This is a genomic window from Chitinophaga polysaccharea, assembly GCF_007829335.1.
GTDB classification, from domain to species: Bacteria; Bacteroidota; Bacteroidia; order Chitinophagales; family Chitinophagaceae; genus Chitinophaga; species Chitinophaga polysaccharea_B.
Map to the genome: position 1 here is coordinate 398,348 of NZ_VIWO01000005.1, position 18,223 is coordinate 416,570.

The 18,223-nt window shown below is 48.0% G+C and carries 11 protein-coding genes; 4 read left to right on the plus strand and 7 right to left on the minus strand.

The window, feature by feature from the left end:
- Positions 1 to 17 precede the first annotated feature (17 nt).
- From FHW36_RS18530 to FHW36_RS18550, 5 genes are all read right to left on the minus strand, one after another.
- Positions 18 to 1,100: a TlpA disulfide reductase family protein gene (locus tag FHW36_RS18530; protein WP_222429117.1), complete on the minus strand. Its 1,083-nt coding sequence runs from the start codon at positions 1,098 to 1,100 to the stop codon at positions 18 to 20.
- Between the two features lie 22 nt (positions 1,101 to 1,122).
- The gene (locus FHW36_RS18535) at positions 1,123 to 2,541 is read right to left on the minus strand and encodes a RagB/SusD family nutrient uptake outer membrane protein (RefSeq protein ID WP_145671064.1); all 1,419 of its coding nucleotides are present in this window, start codon (positions 2,539 to 2,541) and stop codon (positions 1,123 to 1,125) included.
- A gap of 17 nt (positions 2,542 to 2,558) precedes the next feature.
- Positions 2,559 to 6,092, minus strand: a complete 3,534-nt coding sequence (locus tag FHW36_RS18540; protein ID WP_246121185.1) for a TonB-dependent receptor — start codon at positions 6,090 to 6,092, stop codon at positions 2,559 to 2,561.
- 281 nt (positions 6,093 to 6,373) lie between these two features.
- Entirely contained in the window at positions 6,374 to 7,525 is a 1,152-nt protein-coding gene (locus FHW36_RS18545) for a FecR family protein (protein ID WP_145671065.1), read from the minus strand.
- Positions 7,526 to 7,613: 88 nt separating this feature from the next.
- Positions 7,614 to 8,174 carry a sigma-70 family RNA polymerase sigma factor gene (locus FHW36_RS18550; protein WP_145671066.1) on the minus strand — a complete coding sequence of 187 codons (561 nt, stop codon included), beginning with the start codon at positions 8,172 to 8,174 and terminating at the stop codon, positions 7,614 to 7,616.
- Positions 8,175 to 8,346: 172 nt separating this feature from the next.
- On the opposite strand from FHW36_RS18550, the gene FHW36_RS18555 reads away from it, so the two are divergent.
- The 3 genes from FHW36_RS18555 to FHW36_RS18565 all read left to right on the plus strand — a co-directional run bounded on the left by FHW36_RS18555 (position 8,347) and on the right by FHW36_RS18565 (position 13,284).
- Positions 8,347 to 10,206 (plus strand): sensor histidine kinase, encoded by a 1,860-nt coding sequence (locus FHW36_RS18555; protein ID WP_145671067.1) that lies wholly within the window; start codon positions 8,347 to 8,349, stop codon positions 10,204 to 10,206.
- A 13-nt stretch (positions 10,207 to 10,219) separates the two neighbouring features.
- Complete coding sequence (locus FHW36_RS18560; protein WP_145671068.1) at positions 10,220 to 10,657, plus strand: GNAT family N-acetyltransferase; 438 nt, start codon at positions 10,220 to 10,222, stop codon at positions 10,655 to 10,657.
- Between the two features lie 194 nt (positions 10,658 to 10,851).
- Positions 10,852 to 13,284 carry an ABC transporter permease gene (locus FHW36_RS18565; RefSeq protein ID WP_145671069.1) on the plus strand — a complete coding sequence of 811 codons (2,433 nt, stop codon included), beginning with the start codon at positions 10,852 to 10,854 and terminating at the stop codon, positions 13,282 to 13,284.
- Positions 13,285 to 13,323: 39 nt separating this feature from the next.
- On the opposite strand, the gene FHW36_RS18570 is transcribed toward FHW36_RS18565, so the two are convergent.
- A complete protein-coding gene (locus FHW36_RS18570) occupies positions 13,324 to 14,370 on the minus strand; it encodes an RNA ligase family protein (protein WP_145671070.1) in 1,047 nt (348 codons plus the stop codon).
- A gap of 428 nt (positions 14,371 to 14,798) precedes the next feature.
- Between FHW36_RS18570 and FHW36_RS18575 the strand changes: the two genes are divergently transcribed.
- Complete coding sequence (locus tag FHW36_RS18575) at positions 14,799 to 15,869, plus strand: 3-oxoacyl-ACP synthase III family protein (protein WP_145671071.1); 1,071 nt, start codon at positions 14,799 to 14,801, stop codon at positions 15,867 to 15,869.
- A 74-nt stretch (positions 15,870 to 15,943) separates the two neighbouring features.
- Here the strand turns inward: FHW36_RS18575 and FHW36_RS18580 are convergent, their stop codons facing one another.
- The gene (locus FHW36_RS18580; protein WP_145671072.1) at positions 15,944 to 18,190 is read right to left on the minus strand and encodes a TonB-dependent receptor family protein; all 2,247 of its coding nucleotides are present in this window, start codon (positions 18,188 to 18,190) and stop codon (positions 15,944 to 15,946) included.
- Positions 18,191 to 18,223: the final 33 nt, after the last annotated feature.

The window sequence follows — 18,223 nt, forward strand, 5'->3', positions numbered from 1 at the left end:
TGTTTTTTGTGGGTATACTATTTCAGGATTTCTGCGAGCCTGGCGTGTAAAGCAGCGCCTCTCAGTTCTTTGGCAATGATGATTCCCTGTGGATCTATCAGGAAAGAAAAAGGAATGGCCTGTATGCCGTATTGCTGGGCCACTTCATTGCGGAAGCCTTTCAGGTCGGATACCTGCATCCAGGGCATACCATCTTTTTCAATGGCCTCTTTCCACTTGTCGGCTTTATCATCGAGCGATACGCCCACAACGGTGAAGTTTTTATCTTTGAACTGGTTGTAGGCTTTCAGTACGTTCGGGTTTTCCGCGCGGCAAGGACCGCACCAGCTGGCCCAGAAATCGAGCAGCACATATTTACCCTTGTAATCGGACAGGCGTACCGGTTTACCATTTACATCGGCCTGGGTAAAGTCGATCAAGGGCTGGCCAATCGCGCTTCTCTTCAGCACAGCTAATCGGCTGGCCAGTCTCTTACCTGCTGCTGTTTGTTGCGCTTCCGGTGTAAGCTTACGATACAGGCTATCTAAGGGCGCATATTCCCCGATAACCGCCATATCTGCAATCATGCTTACGCTTACGGGGCTTCCGGGATGGGCAATGATGTAAGCCTTAGTCCGATCATGTCTTTGCTCCCGCAGCACTTCCAGCTTAGCTTCCAGGGCCGCCAAGGCTGTATCGTTGCCTTTTACTTCCTGGTATTTTCCATACAAACCATTTTCCTGGCTGGTAATGTCTTCAATAGATTTCTGGTAGGCTTCATAGGCCGTTTGGGTAGCAGAGCCGGTGATCTTCAGCTGGTCCACCGAATCGATGTTCCCTTTTACCTGTACCGCAGCATTTTCCATGAACAGCTCTATATAACGGGTATGGGTACCGATGTATATTTTCTGGGGCTCTACGATATCGCCGGTCCAGGTAAAGTGGCCGTCCTTTGCCGGTACGGTATCAGTTTTACTGGAATCGGCTACGGGTACGGATATATACACCACCGAATCTTTCAATCCCGTTATATCAGCGGTGATGCTGGCCCTGGGTTTAGGCTGGGTGCAGGCTGCCAGCAGCGTCAGTCCCATGAGTAGTTGATTGGAATGCATCTTCATAAATAAAATTTAAAGTCAGTACTTATTTTTGGTAGCCAGGGTTTTGGTCGCCAATGGCTGGGTTATACAGGAATTCTTCATGTGGAATAGGCATGATATACCGGATCTGATCGGTAAGCGTAGGACGCAATTGTTTAGTTAATGCTACCGGCAGGCGAAGTAAGGCGATCCATTCCTGGCCATCTTCTCCGACCAGGTTACGGGAAATTTCCAGGTAAATCTGCTTCAGCAATTCGTTCGTGTCGCTGGCGTTATCAATCGCCGTAAAGTCGGTAACACCAGCATGTCCCATCACCGTTTTCAGGATAGTACGTACGGCGGCGGCACTACCTCCGGAGCGTACCAGCGCTTCTGCTTTTAACAGGTATACTTCTGTTAAGCGGAACGCATAGGCTGTTTCTGATACCACGGTGGTAGTGGATCCCTGCTGTTTGTATTTAGTAAAGAAAAAGGTGCCGGGTGAATAGCGATTGGCCGTACCTACCATCCAGGGCTGTCTCGGATCGCCGTTCAACAGGTCTTTTAATGCCGTTTTGGCAACATACAATCCGGAAGCGCCCGGCCAGTATTGATTACTTAAAGTATAGTAAAAGCTTTCCTGGTTTTGCTGAGGTTTCACTCCCAGTATTACTTCGCTGCTACCTAATCCTTTGGTTAAAAAGATATCCTTGGTCATAGGTTCCAGGGAGTATTTATTCTTGTTGATGATGCTGTCGGCCAATGCAATTACATTAGGATAATCCTCTGGTTGCGCATGGCTCATCAGCACCCGCATTTTCAATGCCATGGCTGCCCAGCGGGTAGCGTAGAAATTCGGTCTGTCGTCCGGACCGTGCGTAATGGCGTCATCCACATCAGTCAGGATAGCCGTGTAGCTGTCTTTCACAGCGCTGCGTGCTTTGGAAATTTTGTCCACCGTCACAAATTCATCGCGCAGCAACAAGCCATAGGGACTGCCAAGGTTGAACCATTGCCCGTAAAAACTCAGTAATTTAAAGTTGGCATAAGCCCGCAGGAACCTGGCTTCCGCAAGAATTTCCGCTTTGCGGCTGCCCGTAAATGCTTTATCATCCAGGGCAGTCACCCCTTTGATGATACCATTGGCCGCATTGATAATATTATAGGCAGAAGTCCAGTAACTGCTGTTAAAACTGGAATTCGCCATATCATTTATTTCTCCGGGGTCAGCGCCATATCCATATCCCAGGTAACCGGCAAAGATTCCGGGCGTTACTTCGTGTTCCATCCATTTGGTCACATTGTCGCTGTTAACTGCGGCAAAACGATAGTAGGCGCCGTTGAGTGCTATTTCAGACGTACGTTGATCGATGATGGTGTTGCCATCTACTTTGGCATTTTCCGGTAGCTTTCCCAACTCTTTCTTGCAAGATGCGGTTGTTAGCAGCAAGCCGCCCAGCATGGTATATATGATACTTTTCATAAAATCTGTTTGATAGTTTAAAATCCAAAACGAATACCCAGGTTATATTGCTTCACGGTCGGATAAGTGCTCACATCATTACTGCCATTAATTAAGCTGTAAGGATTGTTACTCACTTCCGGATCTGGTCCCGGATATTTGGTGATGGTAAACAGGTTGGTAGCCGACATATACATGGAAGCATCCCGGATATGCATTCTGGCAGCTACTTTCGCCGGTAGCTGGTAACTGAGCGTGATGGATTTTAATTTGAGATAAGAGCCATCAAACACTTCCGCGCTGGAATTATAATTATATCCATTTTGTGCCAGCATCAGCCGGGGGCGGTCGGAATTTGGATTTTCCGGCGTCCATCTGCCCAGGATGCGCGTGCCTTTATTGGTGTATTCCTGGAAGCTCTTATACTGGATATCAGCCAGGTACAGCATTTGGCCGCCATAAGAGAAGGTGAGCAATGTGATGAGGCTAAAGTGCTTGTAAGTAAATGTGTTGGTAAACCCGCCAAAGAACTTGGGCTGCGCATGCCCGATCACATACTGTCCCGGGAACCCGGTGCTGTCTAATTTATACATCGGATCGCCTATGCCCAGGTAGGGAGTGAAATACTTATAGTAAGGAAATGATTTTTTATAGGTATCTAACTGCTCCTTTGTACGAATGAGACCTTCGAATTGCTTACCATAGAAGAGCCCGAGTGGTTCATTTTTTCGTACAATACTATTTCCCATGGAAAAAGCATTGATATCATTGGGATCAGAGAAATCCTTATCGATATCCGTTACCTTAGAACGGTTGCCCGACATGTTAATGGCGGCAGTCCACTGGAAAGATTTATGCTTGATGATATCTGTCCGTAAATCTATTTCCAGGCCCTTGTTAGTGATATTAGCAATGTTGGCCACCACACTGCCATAGGAAGAGCTTGGCGCCAGCGTGGTAGGCAGCAGCAGCCCTGAGGTATGCTTCTCATAATAACCTATCACCCCACGCAGGCGGGAATTAAATAATTCAAAGTCCAGCCCCAGGTCTTTCTGTAATGTAGATTCCCACTTGAGCCGGCTATTTCCCAGTTGTGTAGGGATCAGCGCATTGGTGCCGCCATAGGAACCAGGCGTGTACAGGGTATAGTATAAATTATCGCCGAAGTTCTGCGTACCCGTGTAGCCCGCACTGGCTCTCAATTTCAATTCACTTACCCAGTTTACATGCTCCATAAAAGGTTCCTGGGAAATACGCCAGGCAATACCACCCGAAGGGAAATAACCTACGCGGTTATGTTCGGGAAATTTGGAAGAAGCATCAGAGCGACCGGTAAAGGTAAAGAGGTATTTTTCTTTCAGCGCATAATTGGCGCGCACATAAAAGCTCAGCAGCGAGTTTTGGCCGGAAATGCCCGTAGAAGGGAGTGTAACAGCGGCTGAAGAAAGATTATTGAGAAATTTATCATCCGGGAACCCTTGTCCTGACGCGGAAAAAGAGTTGAAACGGTATTTCTGCCAGGAAGTACCCCCCAGGAGGTTGATGCGGTTATTCTTATTAAACTGTTTATCCCAGGTAAGGGTATTTTCGAAAAACAGGTTCACGTCTTCTGTCTGCGCCTGTGAACCGGTGCCGCCATTGGAGCTGCTGGTGCCATCCGGCGAGGCAATTACCGCAGTACTGGGCACATAGTTCAGCTGGTGATAATTATTATAGTTGACAGACAGGGTACTTCTGAATTTCAGGTCTTTCAGGATATTATAGTCGCCACTCAGCGACCCTATGAGGGACGCTGTTTTACCCTGGTTGATACCGTCCAGCAATACCAGCGGGTTTTGAAAGCCCTGGTAATCGTACGCACCCACCTGTGATCCCTTGAACTGGTAAATGCTGCCATCAGGATTATAAGCTGGTAAGGTAGGCGGTGCAAACAGCGCCTGCGTATAGATCCCGTTGGTGATATTATTTTTAGTGAACCCGTAATCCAGGTTGGTAATTATCCTAAAGCGCTGGGTAATTTCATTATCCAGGCTTATTTTACCGGAGATACGGGAGAAGTCAGTACCTTTTAATACCCCATCCTGTTTCGTATAGGCGAGAGAGGTATAGTACCTGGATCCGGCGCCACCGCCTCGTACAGAGATATCTGCATTGTGAGAAACGCCATTGCGTAATACCAGCTTGAGCCAGTCGGTATTGGCAGTGCCCAGGAAGCTGGGATCTGTGAGGATGGCGGTTGCCTTGGGATCCGGATTTTCACCGGCCTGCGCTTTGGCATCGTTCAGGTTCTTTGCCGCTTCCCTGATCAGGCTCAGGTACTGGCTGGCGTTCAGGAGTTTCTCTTTGATGGGAGCACTTACGCCTGCGTAGTAGTTGGCTTCCAGCACAGGCTTCTGATTCAGCTTCCCTTTTTTTGTTGTGATGATCACTACGCCGTTGGCCGCCTTGGAACCGTAAATAGCCGTGGCAGAAGCGTCTTTGAGGATATCGATGCTTTCGATGTCGTTGATGTTGAGACCGGCGAGGCTGTTCAGTCCACGGGAGAAAGAGCCGGAAACACCATCATTCCGGTCATCGCTACCACCGCCTTCTACCGGGTTTACCACTTCTGCCTGGTTCTGGAGATACCGGTTTTGTATCGTTACCTGTACTCCATCGATGATGTATAAAGGATCGTTACCGCCCAGCAGGGAAGTACCGCCACGGATGCGGATTTTAGCCACACCACCAGGGGAGCCGTCGGCCTGTACTACCTGTACACCAGCGGCTTTACCGGCCAGTGCCTGGTCGATGCTGGCGAAAGGAACGTTCTTTACCTCTTCTACGTTGACAGAGGCCACGGAGCCGGTCAGGTCCTTCCGTTTGGTGCTACCATAACCTACTACCACATACTGATTGAGATCGTCGACTTTAGCTTTCAGTTCTATTTCCAGCTGAACCCTGCCTCCCAGGCTGAAGGTTTGTGATTCGAAGCCTACGCAGGACACCAACAGGGTGGCATTCCTGGTTACTTCTTTCAGGCGGAAATGCCCTGTAGCATCGGTAATAGCAGCCGTGTTGCTGCCTTTTACGCGCACAGAAACACCCGGAACGGGCGTCCCTTTGGCGTCGACTATTTTCCCTTCCACTTCCTGCGGGGGAACCGGCTCGGCCGCCGTTATTTCCGGCGCCACTGTTTTGCGGGAAATAACAATCGTGTTGCCTTCCATGTCGAAAGTCAATGGCTTATCCTGCAGCAGCTTTCCCAGGGCTACTTTCAGGGGTACTTCTTTCAGTTGTGCCGACACTGGCGTGATATCCGACAGGTCTTTACTGCGATAAAAAAATACGAAGCCGGTTTGTTGTTTAATAATACTGAATACCTGCTGTAAAGGCATATCCTTGCAGGACACACTGACCGTTTGTGATAATCCCTTGGCACAAACGTGCAGGGCCAGTACCGTTAAAAAGAGGGCGGTCAATCTCATTGCTCTCCAGATTTTGGTGACATAATCGTTCCCTGGTTGATGGGAATACTCGTTGCTGAAAGACGGGTCGTTGCGATGCCCGCTGCGAACAACATTAATTTTCATACCTTAGATTGGTTTTTGGTTGACAAAATGCTTCTAACCGCTTTTTTGAGCAGTAGAATCGTTTTCCTGAATGAGTTAACCATTACTAAAACCTGGTGCGGACGCCAATCTTGACACCAGGTTTTTTTTATGGATGAACATAACTAGCCCCTGTCCGGTGGACTATTATCGTTCATAACACGAAAATTGACAGGATAGCTATCGATGCAGGCGTTGGTGGTGCCTGGCATCATGGTGGCTGATATTGGTGGTATCAGCAATGGTTGGTGATTGGTTTTTGATTATGGATAAATGATAAGCTTTCTCCCCTCTTCCACTTTAAACTGAATCTTTGCCTGCGCCAGTATTTTCAGTAGTTGTTCCTGTGTCAGACTTCTGCCAATCTCCCCTGTAAACTTCTCTTCCGGTATTTTGCCGGCATAGCTCACTTCTATATTATACCACCTCGACAATTGCCGCATTACGGTAGGTATATCTGCATCATCGAATGAAAAGTAACCATTCTTCCAGGCCATCACATTATTCACATCTGCTTTTTTCACAAAGGCGATTTCCTCTTTACCGGGCATCACCCTGGCTTGCTGACCGGGGTCCAGCTGTTTATACTGGCTGCCGGCTCTTACCAGCACTGCGCCTTCCAGCAAAGTGGTATTCATGGTACTTTCGTCCGGGTAGGCATTCACATTAAAATGTGTACCCAGTACCAGTATTTCCATATTGTTGACCCTTACCGAAAAGGGCTGATGCGCGTTGGCCGCCACTTCAAAGTATACTTCCCCGGTAACGGTCACCGCCCTTTCCTTACCGGCAAACGCCGTAGGGTAGCTGATAGAAGAGGAAGCATTCAGCCAGGCATCCGTACCATCGGGCAGCTTGATTTTAAACTGTCCACCCCGGGGTGTGCGTAGTACGTTGTTGCTGACAGATTCCGCCGCTGGCCCGCCATGCTGGTAAACAATTTCCCCTTTGCCGCTTTTCTGTACCTTGCTGCTTCCTTGTATAGTGGCCCATCCGCTGCCTGTGGTATCCAGGTCCACTACCGAACCGTCGGACAGGGTGAGCGTAGCTTTATCGCCCCCGGGGGCGATAGGCAAAGCTTTGGCAGCCATGCTGTTTTTAGGTTTACTGGTAGAGACATAATAGGTGATACCTGCTCCCAGTAATAAAACCACTGCCGCGGCCACTCTCCAGCTTTTGTAAAACACCGGGCGCAAACGGGGCTGGCTTTCCGGCGGCAGGGTTGCCGCCAGTAAACGGGCCTGCATGCGCTGTTCCAGCGATGCTTCCGTTTCGCCTACTGCGGCCGCCATATGCACAGTTAAAGCCGCCTCGTCGTAGGCATTGTACCATTGTAACAACCGGGTCGTTTCTTCCTCACTGGCTTTCCCCGCAAGGTACTTCTCCGATAGTATGGCCAGCTCATTAGTTTCCATCCACAGTCATGATTTAATAAGGTGTTATATAAGTAGAGTAGGAAAATGGATGCCCTACCCTACCTCTCCGGAAAAAAATTTTTTTCCGCTACCACAGTACCAGGGTGTGAAAATAGTTCCGGAATTGTACGCGTAAACGCTGTAAGGCTTTGGTGATATGCTTTTCCACCGCTTTCTCAGAGATCTGTAGTTCGGCGGCAATTTCTTTATTGCTCATCCCCTTTTCCCGGCTATATTCAAAAACGATCCGGCATTTTTCGGGTAATTGTTTCAGCTGCTCCTGCATAGATTGTTGCAGGAAATGGATGGTGGCCGCATCGTCGGTTACGGCCTGCACTGCTTCGGGCAAGGCTTCCACCGGCGTTACCGGTATCAATTTCGATAGTTGTGTAAACACCGCGTAGCGGCTGGCGGTAGCCAGGTAGGCCGGTAAAGACCGGATAATCGTATGCCCTCTCCGTTGCCACAGGCCGGTAAGTACGTCCTGTACCACGTCTTCAGCCAGTTCACGGGAGCGTAAGCGATCATATGCCAGCACGTACAACCGCTTCCAATAGCGGTAATATATAGCGGTAAAGGCGTTGTGATCATCTTTACCCATCATCTGAACCAGCTCTTCATCAGCAAAATGGGAGTAATCAGTCATCATCTCACCTATAAATCTATTACATTAATGGCATAAAAAGTCAAACAAGATAAAGACTTATTTATGAAAGTTATACCCGTCAGCGCCGATACATTGCCGGCATAGATTGCGCCGCACAAAAGTGCAGCACTATCGCTCAAAAAAGTGTAAATTGTAAGTACCTATATATACCGATATGAGTATACCCAAACCAGGCCCCCGCCTTTTATGGGCATTATTATTTTTCTTTATCATAAACGATGCAACTGCTCAATCTGCGCAAATGTGGAAGGAGCGGGCGCAACTACCTTATATTAAAGACAGCATTGCCCTCATTGATGCGATGAACCGCGTAGGATTACTTTACCAGGCTAAAAATGTGGATAGTTGTTTTTATTTTGGACTTAAAGCCAAAGCCCTGTCTCAGCAAATGCATTATTTAAAAGGGGAAACAGATGCGGACAATGTTATCGCTATTGCGTTTTCCTACCGGGGACTCATCAGGGAAGCGTTAAGCTTATATAGTAGTGCACTGGCAAACTATCAGCGAATGCGTGATACCGCCAATATAGTGCAAATGCTCATGAACACGGCCTTGGTATATGCACAGGTAGACACGCTCAAATCCAGGGCTTATTTCCACCAGGCCATAGCGATGGGGAGCCAGTTAAAACAGGACAGTATTATGAGCATTTTATTCGCTAATTACTGTATCTGCGTCCCCTCACTAAGCACCGATAGCATTCACTATTACCTGGACAAATCCCGGGCCATTGCCCTCCGGTATAAGCTCGACTGGATTTCAGTCTTGATCATGCAAATGCAAGCCGATGTCCTGACTGGCCAGGGCAGCAAGGAGGCGTTGCCACTCCTGAAAGAATGCCTGGACAAATCCAGGCAACTGAACAACGAAGTATTTGAGATAAATGCGTTAGCCGGCATCGGCAGCTATTATGAACAAAGCGCCCCTGACAGCGCGCTCAAATATTATTATCAGGCCTATGAAGTTGTTCAAAAATCAGGTTATACCACTATGATGGTATCTGGCGCAACCCCAATACTGGCGGCTGCCAAACGTACCGGTAACCCGGCCAATATCAGCCGCGCCCAGGAGCTGCTCGAAAACGCCCTCACAAAAGAAAATGCTAACCTGAAAAACTTTATCGGCGACTATGTGAAGTATAACAATATAGAAGAAGCCAATAAGCTGCTGGCCGTTAGCAATCACAATAAGCAGTCAAAAATTTGGTTGTTGATCAGTATATGCATTGCCTGCGCATTACTGGCCATTTTTATCTACCGGCAATACCGGGTATCCAACCAGCTCAACAAAAAAATAATGGAGCAGAACAATGACCTGCAAACGACGCTCACGGCCCTGGAACAAAGCCAGGAAGACAATACAAGGATCATGAAAGTAGTGGCGCACGACCTCCGTAACCCGGTGGGCGCCATGACCACCATCGCCACCATGCTGCTGGAAGAAGGGGCGCAGTCGCCCGATAACCAGATAATGTTGGACCTCATCAAAACTTCCGGCGAACATTCCATGGAAATGGTAGACAACCTTTTAATGATGCACAGCCGCTCCGAAGAATTAAAAAAAGAGAAAGCAGATATATACGATATGCTGCGCTACTGTGTGGACTTATTACAGTTCAAGGCGGAAAATAAAAAACAACACATCCACCTCGGCGCGCCACGTGTAACGCTACCCATCAACCGCGAAAAAATATGGCGGGTGATGAGCAACCTTATTACCAACGCTATTAAATTCAGTCCCGACGGCGCCGATATTTTCGTACAGATGGAAGAAAAATCCGGAGAAGTGGTGATTACCGTAAAAGACAATGGCATAGGCATTCCGGATAACATGCACGACAAAATATTCCAAATGTTTACCACCACCCGGAGAAAAGGCACCGCAGGGGAACACTCCTTTGGATTGGGGCTGGCCATCTCCAAACAAATCGTAGAAGCACACAAGGGCCGTATCTGGTATGAAAGCCAGCCAGGCTATGGGACTACCTTTTTTGTGGCACTCCCAACAACCTAAAATATTTACTCCTATGATCATCAGAGAAGCCAGACACCACGACATCCCCCAAATACAAACGGTGAGAAACGCCGTGAAAGAAAATATGCTATCGAATCCAAAACTGGTTACCGACCAGGACTGCGAAACCTTCCTGTTTACCCGGGGCAAAGGCTGGGTATGTGAAATTGGCCGACAGGTAGTAGGATTTTCCATTGTCGATTTGCAGGATCATAATGTGTGGGCGCTATTTGTTCACCCGGAATTCGATCAGCGGGGCCTCGGCAGGCAACTGCATGATGTGATGCTGGACTGGTATTTTACCCAAACTGATACCCCGCTGTGGCTGGGTACTGCACCGGGTACCCGGGCAGCATCCTTTTACCGGAAAGCCGGCTGGAAGGAAATAGGCCTGCATGGAAAAGGTGAAATCAAGTTTGAAATGACGGTTGATCAATGGCGGCGGCTGTAATGATGTGCTGATAGCACTAAGCGACCAGCTCTGCCACCGGCATGCAAACAGGCCAGTCCCCGGATGTCCGGTTCCGGACGTTTAATCGTTCGCTGGCGGACAAAATCCGCATGATCATCAACACCAAACCATTGACAGTCCTACATTTGAAAGGCCGGCAATATTCTTGCCCCGGCACCTGAAAAGCAATTCTGATGTTAAAGAGCTACTTTAAAATTGCCTGGCGGAATTTATCCAAGCAAAAAATGTATGCCGCCATTAAAATTGGTGGATTTGCCCTGGGTATTGCCGCCTGTTTACTGATTTTCTTATACATCATAGACGAAGTGAGCTACGACCGGCAGATTCCGGGGGGCCACCAGGTCTACCGCATATTAGGTACTTATAACGACAACGGTAAATTAAACAAAGGTACCGCCTGGCCTGCGCCGCTGGCCAACACCGTTGAAAAAGATTACCCCGAAGTAGAAAAGGCCGGACGATACCTCGACAGCCCTGGCTGGGGTGATGGCGGCAACAGCCAGGTACGGCGCTCCGACCAGACAGAAAACAATTATGAAGAAGGGCTGGTATATGCCGACCAGTCACTGCTCAATATCTTACAGCCGCATTTCGTTTACGGCGATGCCTCACAGGCACTCACCGCCCCTAATACCATCGTTATTACCCAGAGCAGGGCAGAAAAGTATTTCCCGGGAGAAAACCCTGTGGGCAAGCTACTGGTACTTAACAACAAGATAGACAAGCCTTACCGGGTATCCGGTGTCATTGAAGACTTCCCTGCTACTACCCACTTCCGCCATAATTTCCTGATTACCCTCGCTGGTGTTGAATTCTGGCCGGGAGAACAAACCTTCTGGCGCGCCTCCAATTATACAACTTATGTAAAACTGCGGCCAGGTACAGATTACAGCGCGCTTGAAAAAAAGATAACCACCGGCATTATCGAGCATTACTTTATTCCTGCGATGAAAGAAGTAGGTGATGTAGATGCCGCCACCCTGGCAAAAAATGCAGCGCTTGTTCTGCAGCCGCTGCGGGACATCCACCTCAGATCAGAGGGCGTTGACGATGGCCTCCACCACGGCGATATACGCCTCGTATGGCTCTTTGGCGCCGTGGCGGGCTTTATCCTGCTGATTGCCTGTATCAACTTCATCAACCTGGCCACCGCCCGCTCCGCCGGCAGAGCCAAGGAAGTAGGGCTCCGGAAGGCCATTGGCGCACAACGTACCGGCCTCGTATATCAATTTCTCAGTGAATCCCTGCTATATAGTTTGCTTTCTTTTTTGCTCGGTATAGCACTCGCCTGGGTACTACTGCCTTTTTTCAATACCATGGCAGACAAATCGCTCAGTATTCCCTGGCAGGCCTGGTGGTTTGCCCCAGGGATGTTCCTGGCAGCCATTTTCACCGGGATAGTAGCCGGGCTGTACCCGGCCTTCTACCTGTCGGCTTTCCAGCCAGTATCAGTACTCAAAGGCACGATGATGGCCGGCAGTAAAAGTGCAGCGGTACGCAGCGGCTTGGTGGTATTTCAATTCACCGCCTCCGTAGTGCTCATTATTGCAACAATGATCATTTACCGGCAAATGGGATATATGCTGCATAAGAAGCTGGGATTTGACAAGGAACAGGTCATGGTGATACAGGGCGCCAGTACCCTGAAAGAACAGGCACCCGAGTTCAGGAAAGCCCTGTTGCAGGTACCAGGTGTAAGCAATGCCACCGTAAGTGGTTACCTGCCAGTAGAAGGTACCCGCCGCGATCAGAATGGATTTTGGAATGAAGGTAAACGGGAGCTGGAAAGTGGACTGTCTACGCAAATATGGATAGTAGACCAGGACTATGTGAAAACGCTGGGCATGAAAATAATCGCGGGGCGCAATTTCTCTGCTACCATGCCTACCGACTCCCAGGCCGTGGTGATCAACCAGGAGATGGCTAAAAAACTATCGCTCAAAGATCCGATCGGCAAACGCGTGTCTAATGCCTGGACCACCTATACGATCATTGGCGTAATGGAGAACTTCCATTTCGAATCCATGAAACAAACCATTGGTCCACTTTGCCTGAGACTGGGTAACAGCCCCGATATTGTAGCCGTAAAAACCAGTACCGCCGACTTTCCCAAATTGATTGCCGCTATCACCGGCGTATGGAAAGCATTTGCGCCGCATCAGCCTATCCGTTATACCTTCCTGGATGAAAACTTTGCCAGGATGTATGCCGATGTACAACGCACCGGCAGCATTATTACTACCTTTTCTATATTGGCGGTGATAGTAGCCTGTCTTGGGTTATTAGGGCTATCGGCCTTTACGGCGGAGCAACGTACCAAAGAAATTGGTATACGGAAAATATTGGGCGCCAGCGTACAAAACGTGGTGATACTGTTATCGAAAGATTTCCTGAAACTGGTGCTGATCGCCATTATCCTGGCTATCCCACTGGTATGGTATGGCATGCACCGCTGGCTGGAAAATTTTGCTTACCAAACCGATATCAATTGGTCGCTGTTTGTAATTGCCGGACTGATCGCCCTGTTCATCGCCCTTTTCACCGTTTCTTTCCAATCCATCAAAGCGGCTTTGATGAACCCTGTGAAGGCGCTCAAAACGGAATAATACGTATAGCCGGGATAGTTATTCCGGCAATTGAGCGGGTCAGGCCATGCCTACCATAAACTCAATAATGCGGGCATCTATCCTATCGCGCAACCACTGCACTTTATCCGCCTCCAGGTCGGTCAGGAGGTTGTTATGATCGATGTTGAAATCGGCGAAGATATCGTCCAGGAACTCCCGGCGGATCTCGCTCACACGTTGCGCATTGGTAAAATCGAGGCGACCGGTTTTCGACACAGCGCTGTTCAGCCTGTTTTTCGTAATATAGGCAGCCATTTCGGTTACCAGGAACGACAGCTCTTCTGACCGGGAGCTGACGCCCGGGATAAAGGACCACTTCTCTGCTTCGTGAAACTTCTTTTCTTCGTCGAACTCCGGGTTCTTAAGCTTAACAATTGGACGAACGCCGGGGGGCATGATATCCGTATGACGCAAAGGCTTGATCACTACGCCCTCCATCAGGTTGGGGCTTAGCTCCGGCAACTGCAACTGCCGGGGAATGGTGGAGTCGATCCGCATATTAAAGTTGAGTACTTCGTTTATTTTACCGGCGAATAATACCCTGGCGTGGAAGATGCCAAAGCGCTCAAAATAGGCCAGGGCCACCTCATAATCGAGGTAGGCCTTCCCGTCCGTTTCGGCTGTTTCCAGTGCAATATCGAAGGCGCAGAAACGTATCGCCGGACTATAGTACACCCCGGTTTGAATAGCCTGTACGTCCGGATCAGGCGCCACCTCCGGGTGAGGGTATTTTCCTCCAAACAATTCACCATACAAGATATATCGGTAGGCCGGCCTATCCTGCTTCAGCTGCTCAAACAGGGCCAGTACCCGGTCTTCCATTTCGGCAGCAACGGCCTGGAAACCAAAAAAATCGTCGGTCCACTTCAGGTAATCTTTTCGCTTGGCATATAACAACCGGCGGTCCTCATATACAAAGCTGAAATTGGCGCCATGTATTTTTTCGGTGACTACCCATTTTAATTTATTCAGCTCCTGTTGTGCTTTTTCTGAGAGGTGAAGGCTTTTCAGATTTTTGGGCATTTTCTCATATTCAGTATTCGGATTCATATCGGTTGTTCTCATCTCGCTGGCTGGCAATATAAAGCTTTCAGAAAAAATCAATCACACATTTCTCTAATTATCTCAGCATTAATTTGGCGGCAAAAGCAACGCCAGGCTTTAAAATAATCTTGAATTTTTTGGATTTTTAGTGTATCTTTCGTTGTGTCAGGCTCCTGCCTTTGCAATTTCTGATCTAGTCTGGATTATTTCTTTTCTTCCTCAGTCCCGCTTCCAGCTGCCGCATTTTTCATTTCTCAACTTTTACAATATGAATATTCCCGATAATAAATTCATCCAACTAAACGAACAACCATTAAAATATGGTTTAGCATAATCTGTGCTGTGATATAAATTGTGACACATATACGGTCGTATACAATGTTAATTAATCTATCAAAAATATCCAGGTAGGGATACATAACAACTATCATTTTAAAGTTAACGCGGATATGTTTCAATCTGTTATTACCGGATCGGGTTCCTATATACCCACTGAAGTGAAAAAAAATAGCGATTTCCTGGGTCAGCAATTCTATGCAAATGACGCACCTTTGACCCAACCTGCTGAACAAATCATTAAAAAATTCCAGCAAATAACCGGGATTGACGAGCGCCGGTATGTTTTACCTGAGCTAACCATATCAGACATTGGTTACCTGGCTGCAGAAGCTGCCATCCTGGATGCAGGAATTGACCAGGAAGAAATAGATCAGATCATTGTAGCGCATAACTTTGGCGATATGCGGGAAAATGGGAGGCAATCGGTGATGGTACCGGCCATTGCCTGCAACATCAAACAAAAGCTGGGTATATTAAATCCCAACTGTATTGCATACGACCTGATTTTTGGTTGCCCGGGATGGCTGCAGGGCGTTATTCAAATGGACGGCCTTTTCAAAGCCGGTATAGCCCAAAAAGCATTGATTATTGGTGCGGAAACCCTCTCCCGGGTTATCGATAAATACGACAGGGATAGCATGATTTTCAGTGATGGCGCCGGCGCTGTAATATTGGAATCTGTAGAAATGCCGCAACAACAACGCGGAATTCTTTCATCGTGTGCACAAACATATGCTTATACCGAAGTCGATTACATCAATATGGGAAAATCTTTCAGCCCAGTGCCGGACCCCGAAACGATGCATATCAAAATGAATGGCAGGAAGGTATATGAATTTGCATTGCTGCATGTGCCGCACGCCATGAAGTTATGCCTGGATAAGAGTGGTAGGAACATAATGGAACTCAAGAAAATTTTCATTCACCAGGCCAATGAAAAAATGGATGAAGCCATTATTGAACGTTTTTATGACTTATACGGAATAACGGAGTACCCTAAGGACGTCCTGCCAATGAGCATTCAATGGCTGGGAAACAGTTCAGTAGCCACTATTCCCACGCTATATGACCTGGTGCTTAAACATAAGATACCGGAACATACACTGGAACCGGGCGACCTGATTATGTTTGCTTCTGTGGGAGCGGGGATGAATATTAATGCGGTGTGTTACCGGTATTAACTCACCCGCTCAATAAAATAAAAAAATCGGGACCACTACAAGTCCCGATTTTTTTATTTCCCGAGGAGGCACTTCTAAAACCTTGCCGCCACGCCTGCGTAAAAACTCCTTCCATCGGAAGGGATAATACCAGGACCAGGATATTCATCAGTACGACGGGTAAAATAGGCCTTGTTGGCGAGGTTATTAACACCGGCTTTAAAAGTATACCGACTGATTTTATAGGTAGCGCTTACATCCATAACGGTATAGGCAGGAATATAGCCTGCAATGGGATCTTCGCTGAATTTTGCATTGGTGGCATCACCATAGGCATCTCCTACATTATTTAGCTGGAAAGTAGCGGAGAAGTGAGGATCGCTGTAAATGAGGCCAACGCGATTGATATATTTGGCAGCCGCTTCCACGCGATTGTTCTTAAACTCGCCGGACGTATACTTTGCATCTGTATAACCGAAAGCATCAAAAATGCTGATACCCTTCCTGGCAGCCGGATACAGCCATTTCAATATATTCAGTTCTACATAGCTTTCCACACCCTTATGTATGCTGTTGGCAACGTTAGTGCGGAGTGTATAGGGATTTCCCCGTTCATCGTTGAGTAGTACAGTGCCAATCCTCTTGTTGTAGGCGAGATAAAACAAACCAATATCGAAGTTCAGGAAATTTTTCACAGTGCCCCGGTAACCCAAGTCAGCATTGAATCCGGAGGCATCTTTCATATGCGGATCTATCTTCGATGTAATACCTATGGGTGTTAGCTGCGAATAATCTACCGGGCGGTAGGCCTGGCTGATATTTGCATACACATTGGTGTAGCTGCTGGTTTTATACTCCGCACCCAGACCGAACAACGGGAAGCTGCGCGATTTGCGGTCGTTTGTAAAAACTTTTTCACCGTCGGTGATATAGCCTTTAGCCGTGTTTTTCAGGTACTCCAGCCGAAAGCCGGGCGTAACAGATAACTTTTTCCCGATCCGGAAAATATTTTCAATGAATGGCGCCACATTGGTGGTGGTAAAGTCCAGTGCATATTCATATTCGCCGTTCACATGCAAATCGAAATCGCTGGCAGTAGTACCTTCACCGCCACCTTGCCGTTTAAACCATGTGTAACTGTAACGTATACCTCCGGCCAGCGTATTATTCATTTCTCCCAACTGGTAGTGATGTAACAGGCGTACTTCGGTGGTGGTGTTATGCATTATTTCGTTTTGTACTTCCCGGGAAATGTATTGCCCCGTAGCCGGGTCTATGGTATCCAGCACACCAGGGCCGCCATCTTCATTTCTCCATACCAGTGCCCTGCTGCTGAACAGGTAGGTAGTTTTTACATGCAACGTCGTGGCCGGAGAGATATCATAGTTGAGATACCCCGTAATCACATTCCAGGGGCTTTTCAGCCAGTTACGCGCGCGGAAGGAGGAACGCGGATCTGCATGAAACATACTGTCGTTGAGCCCACCAGGCATTTTAATACGATTACGTAACAGTGAATATTCCACTCCCACATTCAGCTTATCGGACGCATTATATTGCAATCTGCCGTAACCGGTAAACTGTTGCTGATGGCTATTGGGGCGATATCCGTCTAATGTGCGGTATTGCAGGAAGCTATAGTAGCTCCACTTTTTGATAGTGCCTGCAAACGAATGAAAGGTGTTGAACAATCCAAAACTACCGGCGGTTTGTGACGTGTAGTATTCAAATGGCTTATCGGCCGGAGGAGTATGTAAAACATAATTTACCAATCCCCCGAACTGAGAGCCAAATTGAAGCGACGCAGCGCCTCTTACCATTTCTACACGGCTTACGGCTTCCATAGGCGGCAGGTAATAAGCTTCGTTATAGCCATAAATATCTGCGGAGATGTTGTAGCCATTTTGCCGGGTGTTCATCTCAATGCTCTGGGTAGGATTGAGTCCGCGTGTAGCAATACCATTGGCCGTAAAGCCGCCGGTTTCCGTTTCCGTGATATTTAATCCGGGTATACGTCCCAAGATCTGGCGGGTATTGTTAATGGCTTTATTGGCATCCAGGCTGTCCACTTCTACCACTTCATTCTTTTTGCCTGCATAAATAACCCCGTCACTTTCTTCCGGCAGGTGGCCGGTTCCCCGTACCGTGCGAATACCTTTTACCTGGATATCTTTCAGGTAATAAATCCTGGTTGAATCGGTATGCCGCTGTGCAAAGACCAGCACCGGCAGTAAAATAAAGGGAAGCCCCGACAATAATTTGCGCATAAATGTCTGATGTGCTGCAAAGGTCGACCGGCTACCAGCCTGCCAGTGATCGAATCGGGAAATTGATTTACGCAATCGGGAAAATTATCTAGCGGCATTAGAAACAGC

Coding starts and splice junctions, on each gene's coding strand:
- FHW36_RS18530 (WP_222429117.1), bottom strand. CDS start 1,100: ATGAAGATGCATTCCAATCAACTACTCATGGGACTGACGCTGCTGGCA.
- FHW36_RS18535 (WP_145671064.1), bottom strand. CDS start 2,541: ATGAAAAGTATCATATATACCATGCTGGGCGGCTTGCTGCTAACAACC.
- FHW36_RS18540 (WP_246121185.1), bottom strand. CDS start 6,092: ATGAAAATTAATGTTGTTCGCAGCGGGCATCGCAACGACCCGTCTTTC.
- FHW36_RS18545 (WP_145671065.1), bottom strand. CDS start 7,525: ATGGAAACTAATGAGCTGGCCATACTATCGGAGAAGTACCTTGCGGGG.
- FHW36_RS18550 (WP_145671066.1), bottom strand. CDS start 8,174: ATGATGACTGATTACTCCCATTTTGCTGATGAAGAGCTGGTTCAGATG.
- FHW36_RS18555 (WP_145671067.1), top strand. CDS start 8,347: ATGAGTATACCCAAACCAGGCCCCCGCCTTTTATGGGCATTATTATTT.
- FHW36_RS18560 (WP_145671068.1), top strand. CDS start 10,220: ATGATCATCAGAGAAGCCAGACACCACGACATCCCCCAAATACAAACG.
- FHW36_RS18565 (WP_145671069.1), top strand. CDS start 10,852: ATGTTAAAGAGCTACTTTAAAATTGCCTGGCGGAATTTATCCAAGCAA.
- FHW36_RS18570 (WP_145671070.1), bottom strand. CDS start 14,370: ATGAGAACAACCGATATGAATCCGAATACTGAATATGAGAAAATGCCC.
- FHW36_RS18575 (WP_145671071.1), top strand. CDS start 14,799: ATGTTTCAATCTGTTATTACCGGATCGGGTTCCTATATACCCACTGAA.